The following is a 22,633-nucleotide window of genomic DNA, read 5'->3' as shown; positions in this document are numbered from 1 at the left end:
ATGAATGCTCTCCGCTTGATCGTGCTTGCAGTCGCTGCGCTGGCGGCGGTCTTCGCCGCTGTCTTCGTGCGCGGCGCGATGCAACCTGCGCCGGCGCCGGCCCCGGTCGTCGCCGAACAGGCCGCAGAGCCGGAAGTCGCTCAGGTGCTGGTGGCGGCCCGGGACATGAGCCCGTCTTCGCGAGTTACGGGCGCTGATTTCCGCTGGGCGGACTGGCCCGTCGAAGCCGTCATGCCGGCCTTCGTCACACGTGACATGCGTCCGGGCGCCATGGACGAGATGAGCGGCGCCGTGACGCGCGCCGCCTTTGTCGAAGGCGAGCCGATCCTTCCGGGCAAGCTGGTCCAGCCGGGCGAAGCGGGCTTCATGGCGGCGGTCATTGATCCGGGCATGCGCGCTGTCGCCGTGCCGATTTCGGCGGAATCCGGCGCGGGTGGCTTTATCCTGCCCAATGACCGGGTGGATGTGCTGGTGACGACCTCGGCCCGCGACATGGGCTATATTTCTGAACTGCTTGTTGAAAATGTGCGAGTTCTCGCCATTGACCAGACCTATGTGGATGACGGCGAGAGCGTGGTGCTCGGCTCGACCGCAACCCTGGAGCTGACTCCGGGGCAGACCCGGTCGGTGGCGCTGGGTGTCGCGGAAGGCGACATCGTTCTGGCCCTGCGCTCGGTGGCTGATCGCGATGGCGGACCGCGCCTGAGCGAAGGGGAGACTTCGGAGGATCCGGGCCCCCGTCGGGAAGTGCGGATCATCCGGTATGGCGCAGAACAGCGCGTTGCGCTGGGAGGGACGCCGTAATGGTCCGTGTCTCACATATTTTCGGTCTCGCCGCCGCTCTGGCGGTTTTGTGCGTCTCCCCCGCCCAGGCTCAATTGTCGGGCGGTCGCACCGAGGCCAACAACACGCTGCAGGTCCATATCCGCGAGCCCGGCCAGGGCCCGGCGTCTGAAAGCCTGCAACTGCCGCTGGGACAGGCCGCGGTCATTCATCTGCCCGACGACGCCGCCGATGTGGTCATCGCCAATGATGAGGTCGCCAGTGCGGTTGTGCGCACCACGCGTCGCGCCTTCGTGCTGGGCCAGATGGTTGGTCGGACGAATATCTTCTTCTTTGACGCTGATGGCGGGCTGATCCTGGATCTCAATGTTCGGGTCGAACGCGATATTGCCGCGTTGCAGGACGCGCTTGACCGGTTTGTGCCCGAGGGTCGCATTCAGGCTGAAAGCATGAACGCCAATATCGTGCTCTCCGGCCAGGTGCCTTCGGCCGCTGCGGCGGATACCGCCCTGCAGGTGGCGCAGCGCTGGGTGGACAATCCTGAACAGGTTGTCTCCTTCCTGACGATCGAGGGGCGCGACCAGGTCACGCTTCAGGTTCGGATCGTGGAAATGGAGCGCACGCTGGTGCGTCAGCTGGGCGTCAATCTCAGCGGCGAGCAGGCGTTTGGCGAGTTCACGCCGACCGTGCGCACCCCGGCCACCAATGACCGGGGCGAACCTTTGCTCAACCAGTTCGGTGCGCCGATTTACGAGGTCTATCAGCAGGGCCGTTTCCAGAATTCGAGCAGCTGGGGCACCTCCAACGCGTTTGGCGTCGCCGGCGCCGCGCTGGGCGGGCTGACCGGCTCGCTGGGCACGCAAAACCTTGTCGACGGTGTTCTGCAAAGCTCGGTTTCGGCGACCCTGAACGCGCTCGAGCGCGTGGGGCTGGTGCGGACGCTGGCCGAGCCGAACATCACCGCCATATCGGGCGAGCCGGCGCAATTCCTGGCGGGCGGGGAGTTCCCGGTTCCCGTCGGGCGTGACCGCGACGGCAATGTCACCATCGAATTCAAACCCTTCGGCGTGGGCCTGGGCTTTACCCCGGTCGTGATGTCGGAAGGCCGGATCTCGTTGCGGGTGTCCACGGAAGTGTCAGAGTTGTCCAATGAGGGCGCGATTTCACTGAGCCAGTCCGTCACCACCGATGACCAGGGAAATGTCACCGGGACTGTGCCCGGCGTGACCATTCCGGCCTTGTCGGTGAACCGGGCGGAGACCACGGTCGAGCTGCCTTCGGGCGGGTCCATGGTCATCGCCGGTCTGATCCGCGAAGAGACGCGACAGGCGATGGACAGCGTGCCCGGCATCGAGCGCATGCCGGTCTTGGGCTCGCTCTTCCGCTCACGTGATTTCGCCAACAATGAAACCGAGCTGGTGGTGGTGATCACCCCGTATCTGGTCGACCCGCTCAATCCTGATGACGTGGAAAGCCCGGCCGAAGGCTTCGCCGTGTCGTCCGTGGCGGCGGGCGCTTTCCTGGGCCGGCTGAACCGGGTTTACGCCGCGCCGGGCGCGCAGGTTGAAAACCGCGGCTGGTCGGGTCCGATCGGCTTTGTGCTGGAGTAGCTAAGATGAACCATGTCTTCAAAGCCCTTCTGGCCCTGAGCGCTCTGACCCTTGCAGGCTGCGCCTCTGCGCCCCAGCCCCTGCCGCGTGCGACGGCGGCCCCGGAAACCGTGCGCGTCAGCATGGATGTCAGCGCGCGTGATAACGGGCTGACCTGGAACCAGATCGACGTCATCAATGCTGTCGCCACAGAATACAAGGCGCGCGGTCATGGCCCGCTGGTGATTTCCTATCCCCAGAATGCGGGCAATGCGGACGCCGCCATCAGCGCCATCGCCGAGGCCCGGACCCAACTTTATGCGGCGGGCCTGGACTGGCGTCAGATTGCGGGCGGCGCCTATGAAGCCGGCGGTCGGACCAGCGCGCCGGTCATCTTCTCCTTCACCCGCTATCAGGCGATCGCGCCCGAGTGCGACACGCGCTGGAACGACATGGCCAATGTGCGCGCCAATGAGAACTGGCCGCGTTTCGGCTGCGCCACGGCGAACAATCTCGCCAACATGGTCGCGGATCCGCGTGATCTTGTGGCGCCGCGCACGATGGACGGCCCCGACACCGGTCGCCGTCAGACCGTTCTTGATAACTACCGGCAAGGCGAAAGCACCGCCAGCCAGCGTTCCGATCGGGAGAGCGGCGCAGTCAGCTCTTCGGTCGGCAATTAACAGGGTATGGCTATGAACCGCACCGCTGACGCCTTTGATGATAACGCCTTTGACGCCGCGGACGAGTTTGTCTCCGACGATGCGTACACGCCAGCGGAGCCGCTTGAAGCGGCGTCCGACGATGATCCGTTCCATGGCGCTGAAAGCATAGAGCGCCGCCTTCTGGGTGAGGATGATGGATTTGGCGATGTTGATGACGCGCCGCTGCCTGATGCGCCCGGTGCGCGCCCGTTCGGGGCGCGACTGGCGGACGCCAATCGTGACTCCGAGTACGATGATGATTTCGGCGGCTATGAACCGGCCACGCCGATGCGTCCGGCGGCCCAGCCCGCTGAACCGGTCGCCCGCGAACCCGATCCGTTCGGGGAAGATGATACGCTGCCCCTGACCACGCCGCTGGCGTCGGGCGGGATGAGCGGTGAAATCGCCGCGGTCAGCGCGCCCGATGAATCGCTGCTGAACCAGCCCGTGCCGCGGATCGCCATTCACGCCTTTTGCGAAAGCCCCGAAACGGGCCGCCTGATCCATCACGCCGCGGATGACCGGCGCATGGCGCGCACCCATGTCACGGTCGAGCTGGGCGGTCTGTCCGCCGCGATCGAGCGCTTTCACGATGAAAGCACGCCCGAACTGCTGATCCTTGAGACCGGCATGCGCGGGCGGGAGCTGTTCCAGCAGCTCGAAGACCTGGCGGCTGTGTGTGACGGCGACACCAAGGTGATCATCATCGGCGCGGCCAATGACATCACCCTGTATCGCGAGCTGATGAAGCGCGGCGTCAGCGAATATCTCGTGCCGCCAATGACGCCCCTGCACCTGATCTCGACGATCTCGGGGCTGTTCCTGGATCCCGAAGCGCCGTTTGCGGGCCGCTCGATCGCCTTTATCGGCGCCAAGGGCGGGGTGGGCTCCTCCACGATCGCCCATAATGTCGCCTGGCAGATGACAGAGGGCCTGCGTTCTGACGCGGTGCTGGTCGATCTTGATCTGTCCTTCGGCACGGCGGGGCTGGATTTCAATCAGGACCCGGCCCAGACCATCGCGCAAGCGCTGGAAGAGCCTGACCGTCTGGATGATGCGCTCCTGGACCGCCTGCTGGTGCGCTGCACCGAGCGGCTGAGCCTGTTCTCCGCGCCCGCCACGCTGGAGCGCGACTGGGATTTCCAGCCCGATGCCTTCGAAACGGTGCTCGACAAGGTGCGCCGCCAGGCGCCCTTCATTGCGCTCGACCTGCCGCACGCCTGGAGCCCCTGGGTGCGCCATACGCTTCTGAGCGCGGATCAGGTCGTGGTCACCGTGACGCCCGATCTTGCGAGCTTGCGCAACGCCAAGAACCTGTTTGATCTGGTGCAGAACGCCCGGCCCAATGACGAGCCGCCCAAGGTGGTGGTGAACATGGCCGGTTGCCCGAAAAAGCCCGATATCCCGCTCAAGGATTTCTCGGATGCTCTGGGCGCGGCGCCGGCTCTGGTGCTGCCGTTTGAACCGGCGCTCTTCGGCAAGGCGGCCAATAACGGCCAGATGATCGCTGAGGTGGACGCCAAGTCCAAGGCGTCTGACGGCTTTGCACATCTCGCCGCCCAGCTGACCGGGCGCGCGCCCGCGGCGCCGCGGCGCAAATCTCTGTTCGGCTCACTCCTCGGCAAAGGCTAACGCTCGGCGATGTTCGGAAAGCGTCCCACAGGTCCGCAAAACCCGCCCCGCCAGTTCGGGGGCAGCGCTCCGCGCCCTGCACAGGGCGGTTCCGGCGGTGTGGCGACCAAGCCGCGGACGCCTGCGCCCAGCCCCGCGTCTTCGCCCAAGCCCGCTGCGGCCGAAGCGCCTGTGATACCCGCTTCGAGGACGCCCAAGCCCAAACCGGCGGCCTCCGCGCCGATCAAGGCCAAACCCGCCGCCCAGGTCGCCTCGATCGGGACGGAGCGGTCGGCGGAGTACTATGCGGTCAAGACGACCATCTTCAACGCCCTGATCGACACGATCGATCTGGGCCAGCTGGCGCGTCTGGACAATGAGACCGCCCGCGACGAGATCCGCGACATCGTCACCGAGATCATCTCGATCAAGAATGTGGCCATGTCCATCGCCGAGCAGGAACAGCTGCTCCAGGACATCTGCAACGACGTTCTGGGCTATGGCCCGCTCGAACCCTTGCTGGAACGTGACGATATCGCCGACATCATGGTCAATGGCGCGGGCGATGTGTTCATCGAGGTGAAGGGCAAGGTCCAGAAGACCAATATCCGGTTCCGCGACAACGGCCAGCTGATGAATATCTGCCAGCGCATCGTGTCCCAGGTGGGCCGGCGCGTAGATGAAAGCTCGCCGATCTGTGACGCGCGTCTCGCTGATGGCAGCCGGGTGAACGTGATCGCGCCGCCGCTGGCGCTGGACGGTCCCACCCTGACCATCCGGAAATTCAAGAAGGACAAGCTCAAGCTCCAGAACCTTGTGGAGTTCGGCTCGATCTCGCCCGAAGGCGCCCGCATCCTCGAAATCATCGGCGCCTGCCGCGCCAATGTCCTGATTTCAGGCGGTACGGGCTCGGGCAAGACGACGCTCCTGAACTGTCTGACCGGGTTCATCGGTGAGGATGAGCGCGTCATCACTTGTGAAGACGCCGCCGAGCTTCAGCTGCAACAGCCGCATGTGGTGCGCCTTGAAACCCGTCCGCCCAACCTCGAAGGGCAGGGCCAGGTCACCATGCGCGACCTGGTGAAGAACTGTCTGCGGATGCGTCCTGAACGGATCATCGTGGGCGAGGTGCGCGGCTCGGAAGCGTTTGACCTGTTGCAGGCAATGAACACGGGCCATGACGGCTCCATGGGCACGCTGCACGCCAACTCTCCGCGCGAAGCGCTGTCGCGGATTGAATCCATGATCACCATGGGCGGCTACAACCTGCCCACCAAGACCATTCGCGAAATGATTTCGGGTTCGATCGACGTGATCGTGCAGGCGGCGCGCCTGCGCGACGGCTCGCGCAAGATCACCCACATCACCGAAGTGCTGGGCATGGAAGGCGATGTGATCATCACCCAGGACCTGTTCCTGTACGAGATCACCGGCGAAGACGAGAACGGCGACATCGCCGGTCGTCACGTCTCCACCGGCATTGCCCGTCCGAACTTCTGGGAGCGGGCCCGTTACTTCGGTCTGGACGCCCAGCTGGCCGCCGCGCTCGACGCATCGGAGGCCTAGCCATGACGCCCGATCTCGCCCTCTTCGTGGCCGCCGGATGCGCCTTTCTCGCCGTGGCGGGCATTGGCTGGGTCTTTGTCGGCTCAAGCGAGGAAAAGTCGCGCAAGGCGCGTCTGGAAGGCGCTGTGGGCGGGCCCGTGCAGAGCCCGCGCCGACGCGGCGCGCCGGTCGACAGCGCCGCCCAGAAGCGCCGCCAGATCCAGGAAGGGCTCAAGGAGCTTGAGAGCAGCCAGAAAGCCGAGCGCAAGAAGTCGCTGACCTTGCGCGCGCGGTTGGATCAGGCGGGGCTGTTCAAGACCGGACCGGTTCAGTTCTGGATGTTTTCCGCCATTCTGGGGTTCCTCGCCGCCTTTGCGATCGTCATCGCCGGGCTCAACATCCTGTTCGCGATCGCCGCCGCCTTCATTGCGGGGCTGGGTCTGCCGCGCTGGGTGCTGAGCATGATGCGCAAGAGTCGTCAGAAGAAGTTCACCGAGAACTTCGCCGATGCGCTCGACATCATCGTGCGCGGCGTCAAATCCGGCCTGCCGCTCAATGAGACGCTGAAGATCATCGCCCAGGAGGGCGAGGCGCCGGTGAAGCAGGAGTTCCAGCTTCTGGTGGAAGGGCTCGCCGTCGGGGTCGATGTGGAAGAAGGCATGCGCCGCATGCATCGCCGCATGCCCTTGCCCGAACTGTCCTTCTTCACGACCGTTCTGGCGATCCAGCAAAAGACCGGCGGTAATCTCGCCGAAGCGCTCAACAACCTTTCCGCCGTCCTGCGCGCGCGCAAGATGATGCGCGAGAAGGTCGGCGCCCTGTCGTCCGAGGCCAAGGCGTCCGCCTGGATAATCGGCTCGCTGCCGCCGGGCGTGGGCGTGATGGTGTCCATCATGTCGCCTGACTACATGACGCCGCTCCTGACCACGCCCACCGGGCATTTCCTGCTGCTGGGCGGGGGCGTGTGGATGCTCACCGGCATCCTGGTCATGCGCGGCATGATCAATTTCAAGATGTAGGGGGCGATCATGGAAGATTTCATCCAGTGGATCGTGACCCCGGCGAACCTGTTCGCGGTCATCGCGGCCGGGCTCGTATTCGCCACGGTGTGGACCATTTCCGCGCCGGCCATGGGCGGGGACAATCTGAACAAGCGCATGAAGGCCGTGGCCAACCGGCGCGAGGAATTGCGGCGCAAGGCGCGTGAAGAGCTTGAAAAGTCCGCCAGCGAGAAAAAGGGCGGTCTGCGCGGCAAGGACACGCGCTCGCTCTATCGCAAGGTGGTGGAGAAGCTCAATCTGGCGACGCTGCTGGAAGACGCCAATCTCAAGACCAAGCTGATCCAGGCCGGCTATCGCGGCCAGGGGCCGGCCTACGCCTTCTATTTCGCTCGCTTCGCCATTCCGCCGGTCATGGGGCTTCTGGGCTTCTTCTACTTCTGGGTGGTCAATGATTTCGGCCTGCCGGTGATGCAGCGCCTGACGATCGTGATGGTGCTGGCGGTGCTAGGCTATTATGCGCCGGGCATCTACCTGTCCAATCAGGCGGCCAAGCGCCGCGACTCGATCATGCAGGCTTTCCCCGATTCCCTGGACCTGCTGCTGATCTGCGTGGAAGCGGGCATGTCCATCGAGGCGGCCCTTCACAAGGTGGCCTCCGAGATCGGCACGAACTCCATGGAGCTGGCCGAGGAACTGTCCCTGACCAACGCCGAACTGGCCTATCTGCAGGACCGGCGCGCGGCGTTTGAAAATCTGGGCATGCGCACCAATCTGCCCGGCGTGAAGGCGGTGGCGACGGCGCTGATCCAGGCGGAGCGCTATGGCACGCCTCTGGGCCAGGCGCTGCGCGTGATGGCCAAGGAAAATCGCGACATGCGCATGAGCAATGCGGAGAAGAAAGCCGCCGCGCTGCCCGCCAAGCTGACCGTGCCGATGATCCTGTTCTTCCTGCCCGTGCTGTTCGTCGTGATCATCGGACCCGCCGCGATCAGTTTCCAAAACATGTAACCCCAGCTAGTCTGGCGCCTTCGTTCTGCGCTAGGTCGGGGCGTCGCGTTCTGAGGGAGCCTTCAAGGCATGTTCGGTGGTGAAAAGGCTGTGGCCAAGCGCCGTGAGGCGATCCGCATTGCGGAGCAGGCGGCGGATCATGCCCTGGATGCGCTGGCGGAAGGCGATCTGGCGCGAGCGCGCCAGGAATTGTCCGCCGTTCCCAAAAAGCTCAAATACGCTGATGGCGGCTGGAAGCCCGCCCTCGCCATGGCGGTGGTCGAGCTGGCCAGCGGCAAACGCCGGTCCGGCAACGCCAAGCTGCTGGAGGTTTGCTCGGGGCTGGACGAGACCTCGCTGAGCAAGGACGACAAGGGCTATTTGCGGCTGTATGCGCTCTATCGCGCCATTGAGGCGTCCAAGGATGGCCGGGCCCCGGCCGAATTGCGGCAGGAGGCCGAGGATTTCCGCTTTGACCAGATCATGGTCAGCCAGTGGCTGAAGACCCGTTTCCCGCTCAAGAAGGTGGAAGAGGTGCAGACTGCGCCGCCGCCCATGGCGCCGCCGCCGGACGTCAAGGACGTCTGATCGTCTCTAACCGCCGAGCGCTTCGGAGCGCCGCAGCTGTTCCCAGCTGCGCGGGCTGCTCATCAGATTGCGAATGTAATCGAGATTGGCTTCCGCCATTTCCGGCGTGGAATCGATCAGTGCGATCTCCCGCGCCTCGTCGAACCGGCCCTGCAGGGCCAGCGCCATGGCGAGGTTCTGACGGATTTCGGGGCCGGCGGCGACATTCTGCATGGCCTGACGCAGCACCGATTCCGCGCGCTCGGGCTCGCCGGCCAGCAGATGGGACAGCGCCAGATTGTTCATGATGGCCGGCTCGCCGGGCTGCATGCCCAGGGCTTCCATGAAACGCGCCCGCGCCTGATCGGGACGGCCGCTCTGCTCGAGCGCCACGCCCAGCGTATTGACGAGACGCCAGTCCGGCGCGCCGGCATTCAGGGCCCGCATCAGGTATTCCACCGCTTGCGCGCCGCGTCCGTCTGCGGTCAGCGCCATGCCGTGGGCGCTCAACAGCTCCTGGTCATCGGGATAGAGCGCCAGCGCCTGGCGGGAGACTTCGGCGGCGCGCTGGGTCGAGCCCAGCTGGCGCAATACCGAGGACAGCTCGAACGCCGCTTCCCGGTCGCCGGGATTAAGCTCATACGCTTCCGCCCAGAACGCGGCCTGCGTCAGGAGATCCTGATTGTGGATGGCCTCGCGCTCTTCGGCGGTGGCCGGTGCGATCGAGCGCGCCTGCAGGGTCTCGGTCAGTTCGGCTTCCTGCTCGGTCGGTTGCAGTTCGGCATGGGTGGCGCAGCCGCTCAGGGCCAGCAGACACACGCTCATGCTCAGTGCGACGATTGCAGGGGACGGGCGGGCCATGCTCTACCTTTTGCCGACGGGCGCTTTGTCTCTAGGTGTGTGTGAAGAGAATGCCTGTGCGCCGGTCAAGAAGTCGTTAACGTTTCCATCGCGTTCACCCTGTCTTTTTTGACGCGCGATCTGGCGTATGCCGCAAGCCATTGAGTGAAAGACGTATCATGACGGACCTGTTTGCCTCTCCCTCCGATTTCGCCCGCACGGCGCGCCTTGTCACCTTTGGCGATCTGGACGCCGAACTGGCGCGCCTGAGCGATTCGAGCGCCGCCCATGCCCGCGCCAGCGGCTTTGAAGCGGCGCCGGGGCAGGTGGTGATGCTGCCGGGCGAGGCGGGCCTGGACGCGCTTGTGGGCGCCGGGGCGGGCCAGTCCCCGTTCGAGGCGGCGGGCGCGGCCCTGGCGTTGCCGGAGGGCGATTGGAGCTATGACGGCCTGCCCAAGGGCTGGGACGCCACCCAGACCGCCATCGCCTTCGCCCTCGGCGGTTATCAGTTCACCCGGTACAAGGCGGCCAAGCGCGCTCCGGCGCGGCTGGTCGGTCCGCAGGGCTGTGATGTGGCCGAGGCCGAGCGCGTGGCGCGCGGTGTCATGCTGACCCGCGATCTCATCAACACGCCGGCCGGCGACATGCTGCCGTCCCATCTTGAAGCGGCGGCGCGGGAGCTGGCCGAAGCCCATGGCGCCCGGTTCAGCGTGATCACGGGCGATGATCTGCTCGAGCAGAACTATCCCATGATCCACGCCGTCGGCCGGGCGGCCGACGATGCGCCGCGTCTCATCGAGTTTGAATGGGGCGATGACAGCCATCCGCGTCTGGCGCTGGTGGGCAAGGGCGTGTGCTTTGACTCCGGCGGTCTCGACATCAAGCCCGCTGATGGCATGTTGCTGATGAAAAAGGATATGGGCGGCTCGGCCACTGTGCTGGGCTTGGCGTCCATGATCATGGACGCCAAGCTGCCCGTGCGCCTGCACGTGCTGGTCCCGGCGGTTGAGAATGCGATTTCCGGCAATGCCTTCCGCCCCGGCGACATTCTCAATAGCCGCAAGGGGCTCACCGTCGAGGTCGGCAATACCGATGCTGAAGGCCGTCTGGTGCTGGCCGATGCGATCACCAAGGCGTGCGAGTCCGAGCCTGATCTGCTGATCGACATGGCGACCCTGACCGGTGCGGCGCGTGTGGCCATGGGACCGGATGTGGCGCCGTTCTACACCGATGTGGACGCCATTGCGGAGGGCGTTGCGCAAGCGGGCGGGCGCATTGACGACCCGGTCTGGCGCATGCCGTTGTGGAACCGCTATGACGAGTGGATGGACAGCCCGATCGCGGATCTCAGCTCCACCGGCAATGGCAAGTTCGCCGGCTCCATCACTGCGGCGCTGTTCCTGCGCCGGTTCGGCGCGGATGCGAAGGAATGGGCCCATTTCGATATCTTCGGCTGGACGCCGTCTGCGCGCCCCGGGCGCCCGCAAGGCGGAGAAATGCTGGCGGGTCGCGCTGTTTATGAATACCTGAAAGCCCGCTTTGGAGGCTGAGCGATGAACGCTGAGCAATCCGTGTACCAGGTCACCGCCGGCGTCAGCGCGCTCCGTCGGACCCCGACAGATGACGGGGCAATGGAGACGCAGATGCTGGCCGGCGAGCTGTTCGAGCTGATCGAGGAACAGGCGGGCTGGGCGCGCGGTCGGGCGCTTCTGGACAATTACGAAGGCTGGGCGGACATGGCGACCCTGTCCGCTCCGGCCCTGATTCCGACCCATGCTGTGAAGACCCTGCGCACTTATGTGTACGCCGAACCGGACATGAAGAGCGCGCCTGTCTGCCTGATTTCCATGAACGCCAAAATCGTCGGCGCGCGACGCGAGGGGCGCTTCGTGGAGGCCCAGCGCATGGGCTGGGTGCTGGAGGATCATTTGCGCGCGGTTGGCGAACCGGTGGAATCTGATTGGGTGGCTGTCGCCGAACGTTTCGAGCACACGCCCTATCTATGGGGCGGGAAGGAAAGCCTGGGGCTGGATTGCTCGGGGCTGATCCAGACAGCGATGGAAGCAGCGGGGCGTTATCCCCCACGCGATTCCGGTCCGCAGGAGTCCTGGGCGAAACAGCACGGCCGCGCCATCGAGATCACCGAAGGGTTTAGCGGCCTTCAGCGCGGCGATCTGGTGTTCTGGCCAGGACATGTGGGCGTGATGACCGATGCGGAGACCCTGTTGCACGCCAATGGTCACCATATGCTGACAGTAAAGGAGAACCTGGCGCGGGCCGCCAAGCGCATCGCCTTTAACTATGCGCCGATCAGCGGGATTTACCGTTTGGGCTGAGCCGATCCGGTTCTCTTGATTAAAGCTTGATCAAGCCTGCCGCCATCATTCTGGGGTGCAATCACGCACAGCCTTGGTGGATGGAGGCGCCCTTGCCCGGCAAGGTGAAACTGGATGACGAAACCGGTCGTCTGGCGGCTCTGCGCCGCTATCAGGTGCTGGATACCCAGATCGAGCGTCCGTTTGAGACCATCATCTCTCTCGTCGAGGACATACTGGAAGTCCCGATATGCGCAGTCAGCCTTCTGGATGCTGACCGGCAATGGTTCAAGGCCCAGCGCGGGCTCGAGGTTTGCGAGACCTCGCGCGACATTGCGCTGTGCCATTACGCCATTCAGCAAGAAGAGCCCATGGTCGTGCCCGACACGACGGCGGATGAACGGTTCAGCGCCAATCCGCTGGTGACGGGCGAAGAGCATTTGCGGGCCTATGCGGGCGTGCCGCTGGTGACGCCGGACGGGTATGCGATCGGCACGCTGTTCGCCATGGACACACAGCCGCGGACCTTTTCCGACTATGATCTGAGGGTGTTGCGCCGTTTCGCCCGGCTGGTCGTGGACGAGCTCGAATTGCGGCTCCAGTCCGGCGCGGATCAGCTGACGGGGGTCATGGTCCACGGCGCCTGGATGGCGATGGTGAGAGAAGAGATCCAGCGCGCGGCGCGTAATGCGAATACCCTGTGCATCAGCCTGTTTGATATCGACCGCTTCAAGCGGATCAATGACGCCCATGGCCGCGCGCTTGGCGATCAGGTCATTCGCAGCGTCATCGCCGCGTGTGAAACCGAACTGCGTGCAGGCTCGAAGCTGGGGCGGCTGGGCGGCGCACAATTCGCCGTCCTTTTCACCGAGTGCGCCCTGGATCAGGCCGTGGTGGCGGCGGAGCGCTGTCGCCGGGCGATCGAGCGCCTGACCCTGTCCACGCCGGAGGGCGCGGACATCGAGGTGACCGCGAGTTTTGGCGTGGCGCCGCTTTACTCCTACGCCCTATCTCCGGAAGAGCTGATCGAGCTGGCGGACCGGGCGCTCTATCAGGCGAAATCGAACGGTCGAAACCGGGTGGAAGTAGGCCAGGTCGTGCCGAGTTTTTATCCCGGCACCGCCTGATCAGCCCAGCGCCTTCGCCAGCCAGGGCAGGCTGACATCCATGCGGTAATCGATGCCGGAATGAGTGTCGGGGAATTCTTCATAGCGATGGGACACCCCGAGCGCGTCGAGACGGCGGTGCAGGCGGCGCGCGCCATAGACCAGATCATACTGGTCGATATCGCCGCAATCGATGAATAGCGCCTTGAGCGATTTGAGCCCTTCATGATGGCTCTCCACCAGCGTCAGCGGGTCCCAGGCGAGCCAGTTTTTCCAAAGGTCTTCAATGCGCTCGCAGGTGTCGAGCGTCACCGGCAGGCGTACGCCGAAAGGCTGGCTGGGGTCCGGGTCATAGGTCGCCGCCATGGCCAGTGACATCAGCGCATGAATGTCGTCGCCCTTGGGTTTGTGGCTGGTTTCGATGTGCTCGATGAAGGCTTCGACCGAGCCGTGTTTGGCGATGGCGCGCAGCGCGGCGGGAAAATCGCGCGCATAGCACAGCTCGAACGCCATATCGCCGGAATGGCAGGCGGCGGCGGACCAGAAGTCATTATGCTTGAGCGCGTGGACGATCGCGCCATAGCCGCCCGAACTCTTGCCGAACACGCCGCGCTGGCCAGCGCCGCCGCACTGGAAGCGGTCTTCCACGGCCGGGACGAATTCGGTGATCAGGATGTCCTCCCACGGTCCCATGGCCGCGGAGTTGATGTACTGGTTGCCGCCCAGCCGTGTGAAGCAATCAGGCATGGCCACCACGACCGGCGGCAGAACGCCATCCCCGATCAGCCGGTCCAGCCGCTCGGGCAGGTTCTCGCCGAAATTCTTCCACGCCGAATGGCTCAGCCCCGAGCCGGTATACCCCGCCAGGTCGACCAGGAGCGGCAGGCCCGCCCCGTCATGGCCATGGGGCACATACACATCGATGACCCGCTCGGTCGGATCACCCAGCAGATTGCCCTCCAGAAGTTTGGACTGGACCGTGATGCGGGTGACAGTTCCGGCGGGATGGGGCGTACGACGGGTCATGGCAGGCTCCTTGGCTGGAACGTCATGACAGGCGGGTTGGGCGCTGAGATCAAGTGGGGTTTCAGGTCCTGAGCCAATGAATTCCCGGGCGAGCATCGCGAAGACCCGGGACCTCTTTGCGCTCAAAGCGCCTTATTCTGATGGAGGCCCCGGCTCTACGCTGCGCTTGGCCGGGGTTTCATTCTCTATGACACATTGAGAAAGATGATGTTTGAGACGCTTACGCCGGACGCCGCGAGCGGAAGGCCGCGGTGAGCGTGCCATCATCGAGATAATCGAGCTCGCCGCCCACCGGCACGCCGCGCGCCAGCGAGGTGATGTCCACGCTCGCCTCGGCCAGCTTGTCCGCCAGGAAATGGGCGGTGGTCTGGCCATCCACCGTGGCGTTCAGCGCCAGGATGATCTCTTTCACATCCTCGTGGTTCGCCCGCTCGATCAGACGCGCCACATTGAGGTCTTCGGGGCCCACGCCATCGAGCGCAGACAGAACGCCGCCGAGCACATGATAGCGGCCCTTGAAGGCGGAGGCGCGTTCGAGCGCCCACAGATCACCAACCGTTTCGACCACACAGATCACGCTGTCATCACGGCGATGATCGCGGCACACCGCACAGGGATCGGTGACATCAAGATTGCCGCATTCAGTACAAGCACTGATCTTGTCAGCCGCATCCGCCATCGCCTCGGCCAACGGCTTCATCAGCTGATCGCGCTTTTGGAGCAGCGACAGCGAGGCGCGCCGCGCCCACCGCGGCCCCAGGCCGGGCAGCTTGGACAGGAGCTGGATCAGACGCTCGATTTCAGGACCAGCGGACATGGCGGCCTCAACGCAGAGAATCACATTTGTGAGGGTAGGGCGGAGCGAGCGTTCAGGCCAAGCGAAAGGCGTAGCACGTTGGTGAGCTTCCCCTCTCCCCCTTGGACAAGGGGGAGAGGTCGGGTGAGGGGGTGCGTTTCAATGGCTGAGCTCGCAGCCGGATGAAGTGCTGCTCACCCCTCATCTAACCTCTCCCCTCAGGGAGGGGAGTGGGATGGGATTGGCGTTGACGTGTGAAAACGCCCTTTAGAACGGCCCCGGCTTCGTGCCAAACGGCAGATCAATGCCCGGCGGCAGGCCCATGCCCTGGGTGGCTTCGCTCATGGCGTCGGCCTGGGCCTGGTCGGCCTTGCGCTTGGCGTCGTTATGGGCGGCCTTGATCAGGTCTTCGAGCATGGCGGGGTCTTCGGGATCGATGACGGATTTGTCGATCTCCAATCCGCGCATCTCGCCCTTGGCGGTCAGGGTCAGCTTGACCATGCCTGCGCCGGCTTCGCCGGTGACTTCAAGGCTTTCAAGGCGCTGTTGCGCCTCGGCCATTTTCGCCTGCATTTCCTGGGCTTTTTTCATCAGCCCGCCAAGGTCTTTCATCGCGAGTTCTCCTGCCGCGCAGTGGTGTCGTCTTCGTCTTCAGATGTGGGGAGCGGCGCGGCCTCGTCAACGGTGAGGATTTCCGCGCCCGGAAACAGGGTCAGCGCTTTCACCATGGCCGGGTCGCGGCGGATGGCGTCCATGCGTTCCTCATGCTCGCGCGCCCGACGCTCGGCGATGGTCTCCCCGCCCTTGGATTTGGGTTTGGAATCCACCAGCCAGCGCTCGCCGGTCTGCTCTTGCAGGAAGGCGGCGATGCGCCCGCCCAGATTGCTGGGCGCGTTTTCGGTGGGTTCAAAGACGATGGCGCCGGGCTTGATCGAGACCGGACGGAAACAGCGTTCGATATCAAGCTTCAGGCCGATATCGCGCGCTTCGTCGACCAGGGCGATCAGGGCGTCGAGATCCTTGGGGCCGTGAAACTCGGGCTCGGGCGGCGCCGCATAAGTCGCTTGCGGTCCGGACGGCGCGCCCCCCGGACCGGTGCTAGGGTTTGCCCCACCGCCTGACGGGGCGGCGACCCCGGCGAGCAGGCGAGCGGCGTCTTCGGGGCTGGGCAGGCTGGCTGCGGCCATCAGCCGGATCACCGCCATTTCCGCCGCCGAGACCGGATCGGGCGCGTTGCGCACATCCTCGAGCCCGGTCAGCGCGGTCTTCCAGAGCCGTCCCAGCGAGGCGAGGGAATGCGCCTCGGCCAGCTTCGCCAGCCGGTCCACGGTTTCCTGCGCTTCGCCAAGATCGGCGGACGGGCCCGCCGCCTTGATGCGGCTGACCGCATGCAGATGATCTAGAAGGTCACGCATCAGCACTTGCGGGTCGGCGCCAGAGTCATACTGGTGGCGCAGCTCGTCGAGCGCATCCTTGGCCCGGTTCTCCAGCGCCGCTTCGAGAAGATCGAGCACGCGCGAGCGGTCCGCCAGACCCAGCATGTCGCGGATCTGGTCGGCGGTGACGCTCTGGCCCGCATCGGCCTGGACGATCGCCTGATCGAGCAGGGACAGCGCATCACGGACCGAGCCTTCGGCGGCGCGGGCGATGGCGGCGAGGCCGTCGCGCTCCACGCTGGCGTTCTCCTTCTCGCAGATGCGCGCCAGATGGTCGGTGAGCACTTCGCGATCCACGCGTTTGAGATCAAAGCGCTGGCAGCGCGACAGCACGGTGACGGGCACCTTGCGGATCTCGGTGGTGGCGAAAATGAACTTCACATGCTCGGGCGGTTCCTCGAGCGTCTTGAGCAGCGCGTTGAAGGCCGAGGTGGACAGCATGTGCACCTCGTCGATGATGTAGACCTTGTAGCGCGCGCTGACGGGCGCATAGCGCACCCCGTCCAGAATTTCGCGGATGTCGGAAATGCCGGTGCGGCTGGCGGCGTCCATCTCCATCACGTCCACATGGGCCGAGCGCGCAATGGCGTCGCAATGCCGGCCCGGCGGGGTGAGATTGATGGAGGGCTGGTGCACCTCATCGGTGTCGTAATTGAGCGCCCGGGCGATCAGGCGCGCCGTGGTGGTTTTGCCCACCCCGCGCACGCCGGTCATCATATAGGCGTGGGCGATGCGGCCCGAGGCGAACGCATTGGTCAGCGTGCGCACCATCGGCTCCTGGCCGATCAGGTCGTCAAAGGTTTGCGGGCGGTATTTGCGCGCCAGCACCTGATAGCCGGGATCGCTGGCGGCTTCGGGTTCGAGACCGGGCAGGGCCGGGCCGTCATACGCCTCGGCGACGTCAGACTCAGGCGCGTCGGAATGGGGATCATCCATCACAGGAGAGGGTCCTTCGCGCGGGTCCGCGCGCCCATAAGCGGGTGCTGCGGGAGATGAACTGACGCGGAAGACGGCGGAAGACCGGACGGCGACCCGAACCGAAACTCGTTACGGCTGCTTCCTTCCGGACCTGACCGGGTTGGCGAGGGGCTCGTCCGCCGCCGGCCTTCCTGTGCATAATATCGCGTTTGAGCCGCGCGAACGCAAGGCGGGCCCGCAGGTGTCCACAGCTTTCCAAAGTTTCACTTTTTCTCAAGGCGGGCTTCGGCTCGACTGTCATCTCTGGCGAATTCGGGCTTCAGATCCGATCTGGCCGGAATTGGTTGACCAAAGAGACAAGAAAGACCGCAGCGGAGCCAGATGATGAGGGCAGGCGCTCTGGGGCGGCCCGGCCATGTCGACCGGGCAAGCCTTGGGTGGTAAGTCGTTGTTGTATATGGCGAGGGCGGGTTTCGTTCTTGCCATTTTCGCGTTTGGGTGTTCCTCTTTTCTCAATCACGGGGAAAGAGATGACCGATACGCTCCTTGCCTTTCTGGAGCACAGTGCTGACGCGGACGACAAGGAAGCGCTCTGTCACGCCTTCAAGGATTTTAGCGAACTCTACGGGGTCGAGGCCTTCGGCTACCAGGTCCTGCCTGACCCGTTTGAGGCGTCGGACACGTCTTTCACGTTCGAATACAACACCTTCCCCGCCCAGATGCATGAGGCCTATCTCGAAGAACGTCTGTTCGAACATGATCCGGTGACCAGCCGCGCCGCCACGGCGTTGCAGCCTCAGTTCTGGTTTGATGTTGAACAGACCTCGCCCGGAACACGCTTCAGCCAGCGATTGTTCACGCTGCTGCGGGAGTCAGGGTTCACCGACGGCTTCACCATTCCGGTGTTCGGCCCGTATGGCCTGGCGGCCTTTGTGGCGTGCGGGCGCTTTTCGGGCGCCTTCGACCTGACCGACATTCAATTGCGCGTGCTCCAGCTCGCCAGCCAGGAATTGTTCAGCCGGACCCTGATTCTGCAGAAAAGGGATGCGCCGGCGCCGCCGCACCTGTCCGAACGTGAGGTGGAAGTTCTGCAATGGCTCGCCCGTGGCAAAAGTAACGCGGTCATCGCGGCGATTCTAGGCGTGTCCCCTCATACTGTGGATACAATTTTGCGCCGGGCCTTTGTGAAGCTCGAAGCGCCCAATCGGATCTCGGCCGTGCTCAAAGCGCTAAGAAGCGGATTGATAACGCTTTAATTGAACGTATTCAGACGCGTTCTCGCCAGTAAGGCGACAATGAGGGGAAATAAGGCAGCCTTGCCCTGCTTTGTCCCTGAATTACGGGACGTGACCTCCATTCAGATTTAACTATACCCGCCGCCTCGGCGATTGAACGCCGTTCAGCCGCAACGGAGTGTGTGTGTGAACGACTCTGAATTCATTGAATTCGTCTTTGAACAGCTCAAGCAGATGAAATCGGAAGGGGAAAACCCCGACCTGGTTCACCTCATGCCCGCCGTTAGCGCACAGGAGGCGTCTGACTGGAACAGCATTGCGCTCAAACTGGCGATCTGGCGCTGGGCGCGCATTCGCGGCAATGGCGAAACCGAACGCGAGATGAGCCTGTCTGACCGTCTGATCTATTCCGCTTTCCGCGATGCGGTGAAGCTGAGCGGCCGCGAAGGCCTGGCCGCCAAATCCGACTTCGACAACGACTTTTACGCGGATCTGATCAGCTCGGCCGCCTAGGCCGGGTCCGCGTCTGCGCTGCGCTCCAGAGCCTCGCGCAGAAAAGCGGCATGCTGATCGAGCACGGCGATCAGCCCGACATCTCCGCCCGTCGCCACCAGGCGATCAATCCAGATGTCGATCACGCGCGCCTGACTGTCGAGCCAATCGGTCACGGACGGGGCGCAGACCTCCGATTTCAAGGTGGGGAATTCAACAACAGCGCACGCCATGGCGACTCTCCTTATTGCGAACAATTCGCATTTTCAGGAAAGCGCGCAGGCTTGTCCAGTGCTGTTTCTCTCTCGGTCCATTTCGCCGCAGCAGCGCATACAAAACGGGCGCGGCCTTGGCCGCGCCCGTTTCCCGTATCGGTTCAGGCAGATCGCCTAGAAGCGACGCACATAGTTGATGGAGAAGGCGTCTGCATCGCCGTCGCCATCATACTCATAGCGGGTGTAGTCCAGACGCACGGCGTTCGGACCGGAAACGGCCCATTCCAGACCGCCGCCGAACGCAAAGGCGTCCGAGCTGTCGTCAAAGCTGGCGGTCGCCAGCGAGGCGTCGAACTCGTGATAGGCATAGCCGGCGCGGCCATACACAGAGACTTGCTCGGCCAGCGGGTATTGCGCCTTGGCGTAGATGCCCAGGCCGTAATCCAGGCCCACTTCGGCCGGGACGCCGCCGAAGGAATAGTCTTCGTCTTCAAGGCCGACCAGCAGTTCGCCTTCAACGCCGAAATACTCGGTGATGTCGTAACCGCCGCGGACATTGATAACGTCCAGCTCGACGTCAGAAGCGTCAAAATAAGTGTAGCCCGCGCCGATATTCCATTGGGAGTCTTGCGCGGAGGCGCCCCCCGCGATCAGCAGAGCGGCGGCGGTGGAGAGGAGGATCGTCTTTTGCATGGTTTTTGTCTTTCTGTGACGCGTAGTGGGTTTGGTTCAAGCCCCAGCCCGCGAAGGAAGCTGTGCCCGGATTTCGGACTTCGCAAGACCGCTTCTGCTTCTGAAAATGTCTGTAAAAACGCAGTGTTGCAGTTCTGCGACGCATTATGACCAAGCCGTGGCGAAGGGTGACCGGGCGGTGGCGAAACCCGGACGGAATTTCGCCATCGCACCGATCTGTTAACGTTTGAGCAAGGGTCAGGCGGCGGCCGGTTTCGCCCAGGTCTGGGCCTTGAAGGCGTCATCGACCGGGGTTTCGGCGATATGGTTGGCGTAGTTGGAGATGGTCTTCAGCGCAGTCGCGGTGATGACGTCGAAAATGTTCGCCTTGGTGAAGCCGGCGTCGAGGAAGGCCTTGATGTCAGCGTCATTGGCGTAACCGCGTTCGCGCACCAGGGTGCGGGTGAAGCGGGCCAGGGCGTTCTGGCGTGCGTCAGGCAGCGGAGTTCCGGTGCGCAGGGCGTTCAGGGTCGCCGCGTCAACGCCTGCGCCGCCCGCCAGGGTGGAATGCGCCGCCATGCAGTAATGGCAGGTGTTTTCATAGGACACGGTCAGCAGCACGATCTGGCGCTCGGCCGGGCTCAGGCTCGTCTTGTCCACAATGCCCGCGAGGGTCAGATAGGCTTCGGCGGCCGCCGGGCTTTCAGACAGCGTGCCCAGAAGATTGGGCACAAAGCCGAAGGCGCTCTTGGCGGTGGCGAGCACCGGGCGGGCGGCTTCGGGCGCATTGGTTTCGTCGTAGAGATTAAAGTCGGTCATGGAAGGCTCCATCCTGAGGGGGGCGGCGTGGCGGGATGCGACGCCGGTCAAGGCAACGAGCCGCAGATGGGGGAGCAAGCCGGGTGTGAGAAGAGACTGATCGATCAACACGATTTCACACGATGGAGAGCCATGTGTGAGGTCGTTTCACACTGGCGTCCGCCCCCCGATGCGCGCTAGAAGGCGGGCATGGAACTGACATTCACCGACACCGCGCTGGATCATGCGGGATTGCTCCGATGCGATCCGGAGTGGATCGAAAGTCAGCTTGCCGACCGCAAGGCGCAGGCTGTTCTGTTCGCCGGCGGGGACCTGGCGATGGACGAGCATGGCGGGCCGCTTGTCATGCGCGCCAAACACGCGTCCCGGCTGCCGCTCAAATCACCCGGCCTGATCTTCCTGGGGCTGCTGGACGGGGCGCCCTGGTTCGCGGGCGCCTTGGAGCCCGGCGTGGCGGAGAAGGGCCCCGATTTCCGGCAATCGGCCATTCATGCGCCGCCCGAGCTCGCCAGCACGTTCGGACGCGCTCGGTCCTTATTGATGTGGCATCGCGAACATACATTCTGCTCCAATTGCGGAGAGAAGACGGTGGGCGCGGATGCGGGATCCAGACGCGTCTGCCCGACCTGTCAGACCGAACACTTCCCGCGGGTCAATCCCAGCGTGATCATGCTGGTGCATGCGGGCGACAAATGCGTGCTGGGCCGACAACCGAACTGGCCTGAAGGCATGTACTCGACCCTGGCCGGCTTCATGGAGCCAGGCGAGACCATTGACGCCGCCTGCGCGCGCGAGGTGGCCGAGGAAGTCCATCTCAAGGTGACCTCGGTGGAGTATGTCACCAGCCAGCCCTGGCCATTTCCGTCCCAGCTCATGATCGGCCTGATGGCGGAAGCCGAGCCGGGCGAACTTGTTCCTGACGATGATCTGGAAGATGCGCGCTGGTTCACCCGCGGCGAGGTGCGCACGCTTTTCAACAGCGAGATCGCCCGGATGATGCCATCGCACTTCTCAATTGCACGGATGCTGATAGAAAGATGGCTCGCTGCCGGTTCAGACTGAGACCTGCGACCCCCTGTCGCGCTTGTCAGATTGAGCTGGGCATTACCTTTCGAAGCGGTGTGAACTGGTTGCCTCTTTCGTCGGAGCGTGCCAAACACCGCCACACTCCGTTTTAATCAGTAGGGATCGGTGAGGACGCTCATGGGCTCTCTTTTCTTCAATAAGCTGGCCGCCGCACTTCTGGCGATCGTCCTGGTGGTCCTGGGGCTGACCACGCTGGGTGACAGCTTGTTCAATGTCGAACAGCCCGAGGAATACGGCTACCCGGTTGATCTCGCCGCGCTTGAAAGCTCTGCGGGCGCCGAGGAAGAGGAAGAGGGTCCGATTGATTTCGGCGTTCTGCTCGCCTCCGCCGATATCAGCGCCGGTGAGCGCGTGGCGCGCCGTTGCGCCAGCTGCCACACCTTCGATTCCGGCATGGCCGACGGCACGGGTCCGCACCTGTATGGTGTTCTGGGCCGCGCTGTCGCCGCTGTCGATGGTTTCAACTATTCCGGTGCGATGCAGGAATATGCCGAGACCGTGGACGGTTGGGGCTATGAGAACATGTTCAACTTCCTGGAAAATCCGCGCCGCTACATGCCCGGCACCGCGATGAGCTTCGCCGGCCTGCGCGACCAGGAAGACCGCATCAACCTGATCGCCTACATGCACGAGCAAGGCAGCTCGGACATGCCCTTCCCCGAGCCGCTTGCCACCCCGGCCGAAGAGGCCCCGATGGCTGAAGGCGATGTCAACGAGGATGCCGATGCAGAATCGGTGGCTGGCGATGACGCGGTTGAACCCGTGATGGTCGACGAAGAGACCGGTGACGAAGCGCCGATGGTCGATGAGACCGATATGGACGCCGAGCCGCAGCCGGAAGACGGCGAAGATCAGTAAGCGGTCTGAAACCTGAAACATGAAAAGGGCGC

23 protein-coding genes and 1 other RNA gene are annotated in these 22,633 nt (G+C 64.0%); 15 read left to right on the top strand and 9 right to left on the bottom strand.

Annotated elements, in window-relative coordinates; genetic code table 11:
• The 8 genes from cpaB to RBA95_RS03345 all read left to right on the top strand — a co-directional run bounded on the left by cpaB (window position 1) and on the right by RBA95_RS03345 (window position 8,808).
• Window positions 1-804, top strand: a complete 804-nt coding sequence (cpaB, locus tag RBA95_RS03380) for a Flp pilus assembly protein CpaB (protein ID WP_306015399.1) — start codon at window positions 1-3, stop codon at window positions 802-804.
• A complete protein-coding gene (locus RBA95_RS03375; protein ID WP_306015398.1) occupies window positions 804-2,393 on the top strand; it encodes a type II and III secretion system protein family protein in 1,590 nt (529 codons plus the stop codon). The genes cpaB and RBA95_RS03375 overlap by 1 nt, the downstream gene beginning before the upstream one ends.
• A 5-nt stretch (window positions 2,394-2,398) precedes the next feature.
• Window positions 2,399-3,055 (top strand): CpaD family pilus assembly protein, encoded by a 657-nt coding sequence (locus RBA95_RS03370; protein WP_306015397.1) that lies wholly within the window; start codon window positions 2,399-2,401, stop codon window positions 3,053-3,055.
• A 12-nt stretch (window positions 3,056-3,067) separates the two neighbouring features.
• Entirely contained in the window at window positions 3,068-4,708 is a 1,641-nt protein-coding gene (locus tag RBA95_RS03365) for an AAA family ATPase (RefSeq protein ID WP_306015396.1), read from the top strand.
• A 9-nt stretch (window positions 4,709-4,717) separates the two neighbouring features.
• Window positions 4,718-6,253: a CpaF family protein gene (locus RBA95_RS03360; RefSeq protein ID WP_306015395.1), complete on the top strand. Its 1,536-nt coding sequence runs from the start codon at window positions 4,718-4,720 to the stop codon at window positions 6,251-6,253.
• 2 nt (window positions 6,254-6,255) lie between these two features.
• Window positions 6,256-7,251 carry a type II secretion system F family protein gene (locus RBA95_RS03355; RefSeq protein WP_306015394.1) on the top strand — a complete coding sequence of 332 codons (996 nt, stop codon included), beginning with the start codon at window positions 6,256-6,258 and terminating at the stop codon, window positions 7,249-7,251.
• A 9-nt stretch (window positions 7,252-7,260) separates the two neighbouring features.
• Complete coding sequence (locus tag RBA95_RS03350) at window positions 7,261-8,241, top strand: type II secretion system F family protein (RefSeq protein WP_306015393.1); 981 nt, start codon at window positions 7,261-7,263, stop codon at window positions 8,239-8,241.
• Between the two features lie 69 nt (window positions 8,242-8,310).
• Window positions 8,311-8,808 (top strand): hypothetical protein, encoded by a 498-nt coding sequence (locus tag RBA95_RS03345; protein ID WP_306015392.1) that lies wholly within the window; start codon window positions 8,311-8,313, stop codon window positions 8,806-8,808.
• Window positions 8,809-8,814: 6 nt separating this feature from the next.
• Here the strand turns inward: RBA95_RS03345 and RBA95_RS03340 are convergent, their stop codons facing one another.
• Window positions 8,815-9,648, bottom strand: coding sequence for a tetratricopeptide repeat protein (locus tag RBA95_RS03340; protein WP_306015391.1), 834 nt, complete (start codon window positions 9,646-9,648; stop codon window positions 8,815-8,817).
• Window positions 9,649-9,803: 155 nt separating this feature from the next.
• Between RBA95_RS03340 and RBA95_RS03335 the strand changes: the two genes are divergently transcribed.
• From RBA95_RS03335 to RBA95_RS03325, 3 genes are read left to right on the top strand one after another with little or no spacing between them, the layout of a single operon-like run.
• A complete protein-coding gene (locus RBA95_RS03335) occupies window positions 9,804-11,177 on the top strand; it encodes a M17 family metallopeptidase (protein ID WP_371933582.1) in 1,374 nt (457 codons plus the stop codon).
• Window positions 11,178-11,180: 3 nt separating this feature from the next.
• Window positions 11,181-11,963: an NlpC/P60 family protein gene (locus tag RBA95_RS03330; protein ID WP_306015389.1), complete on the top strand. Its 783-nt coding sequence runs from the start codon at window positions 11,181-11,183 to the stop codon at window positions 11,961-11,963.
• Between the two features lie 26 nt (window positions 11,964-11,989).
• Window positions 11,990-13,069 (top strand): sensor domain-containing diguanylate cyclase, encoded by a 1,080-nt coding sequence (locus tag RBA95_RS03325; RefSeq protein ID WP_306015388.1) that lies wholly within the window; start codon window positions 11,990-11,992, stop codon window positions 13,067-13,069.
• Here the strand turns inward: RBA95_RS03325 and RBA95_RS03320 are convergent, their stop codons facing one another.
• From RBA95_RS03320 to ffs, 5 genes are all read right to left on the bottom strand, one after another.
• Entirely contained in the window at window positions 13,070-14,074 is a 1,005-nt protein-coding gene (locus RBA95_RS03320) for an alpha/beta hydrolase family protein (protein WP_306015387.1), read from the bottom strand.
• A gap of 220 nt (window positions 14,075-14,294) precedes the next feature.
• A complete protein-coding gene (gene recR / locus RBA95_RS03315; RefSeq protein ID WP_306015386.1) occupies window positions 14,295-14,891 on the bottom strand; it encodes a recombination mediator RecR in 597 nt (198 codons plus the stop codon).
• A 246-nt stretch (window positions 14,892-15,137) separates the two neighbouring features.
• A complete protein-coding gene (locus tag RBA95_RS03310; protein ID WP_306015385.1) occupies window positions 15,138-15,482 on the bottom strand; it encodes a YbaB/EbfC family nucleoid-associated protein in 345 nt (114 codons plus the stop codon).
• Window positions 15,479-17,242: a DNA polymerase III subunit gamma/tau gene (locus RBA95_RS03305; RefSeq protein ID WP_306015384.1), complete on the bottom strand. Its 1,764-nt coding sequence runs from the start codon at window positions 17,240-17,242 to the stop codon at window positions 15,479-15,481. Before RBA95_RS03305 ends, RBA95_RS03310 begins: the two co-directional genes overlap by 4 nt.
• A gap of 75 nt (window positions 17,243-17,317) precedes the next feature.
• Window positions 17,318-17,416: signal recognition particle sRNA small type (gene ffs / locus RBA95_RS03300), an RNA gene on the bottom strand.
• A 338-nt stretch (window positions 17,417-17,754) separates the two neighbouring features.
• Between ffs and RBA95_RS03295 the strand changes: the two genes are divergently transcribed.
• Both RBA95_RS03295 and RBA95_RS03290 read left to right on the top strand, forming a co-directional pair.
• Window positions 17,755-18,480, top strand: a complete 726-nt coding sequence (locus RBA95_RS03295) for a LuxR family transcriptional regulator (RefSeq protein WP_306015383.1) — start codon at window positions 17,755-17,757, stop codon at window positions 18,478-18,480.
• Window positions 18,481-18,645: 165 nt separating this feature from the next.
• Entirely contained in the window at window positions 18,646-18,972 is a 327-nt protein-coding gene (locus RBA95_RS03290) for a hypothetical protein (RefSeq protein ID WP_306015382.1), read from the top strand.
• Here the strand turns inward: RBA95_RS03290 and RBA95_RS03285 are convergent.
• The 3 genes from RBA95_RS03285 to RBA95_RS03275 all read right to left on the bottom strand — a co-directional run bounded on the left by RBA95_RS03285 (window position 18,969) and on the right by RBA95_RS03275 (window position 20,657).
• On the bottom strand, window positions 18,969-19,184 hold the full coding sequence (locus RBA95_RS03285) for a hypothetical protein (protein WP_306015381.1): 216 nt from the start codon (window positions 19,182-19,184) through the stop codon (window positions 18,969-18,971). The genes RBA95_RS03290 and RBA95_RS03285 overlap by 4 nt on opposite strands.
• 156 nt (window positions 19,185-19,340) lie before the next feature.
• Complete coding sequence (locus RBA95_RS03280; protein ID WP_306015380.1) at window positions 19,341-19,859, bottom strand: porin family protein; 519 nt, start codon at window positions 19,857-19,859, stop codon at window positions 19,341-19,343.
• A 237-nt stretch (window positions 19,860-20,096) separates the two neighbouring features.
• The gene (locus RBA95_RS03275) at window positions 20,097-20,657 is read right to left on the bottom strand and encodes a carboxymuconolactone decarboxylase family protein (protein ID WP_306015379.1); all 561 of its coding nucleotides are present in this window, start codon (window positions 20,655-20,657) and stop codon (window positions 20,097-20,099) included.
• Window positions 20,658-20,846: 189 nt separating this feature from the next.
• Here RBA95_RS03275 and nudC point away from each other — a divergent pair, with 189 nt between their 5' ends.
• The gene (nudC, locus tag RBA95_RS03270) at window positions 20,847-21,719 is read left to right on the top strand and encodes an NAD(+) diphosphatase (protein WP_306015378.1); all 873 of its coding nucleotides are present in this window, start codon (window positions 20,847-20,849) and stop codon (window positions 21,717-21,719) included.
• 141 nt (window positions 21,720-21,860) lie between these two features.
• Window positions 21,861-22,601, top strand: coding sequence for a cytochrome c family protein (locus RBA95_RS03265; protein ID WP_306015377.1), 741 nt, complete (start codon window positions 21,861-21,863; stop codon window positions 22,599-22,601).
• The last annotated feature ends 32 nt before the right edge of the window (window positions 22,602-22,633 follow it).

Source organism: Oceanicaulis sp. MMSF_3324, from assembly GCF_030733545.1.
GTDB lineage: Bacteria > Pseudomonadota > Alphaproteobacteria > Caulobacterales > Maricaulaceae > Oceanicaulis.
Note: the sequence above shows the minus strand (reverse complement) of the source record. Positions and strands in the feature narration are given on the sequence as shown.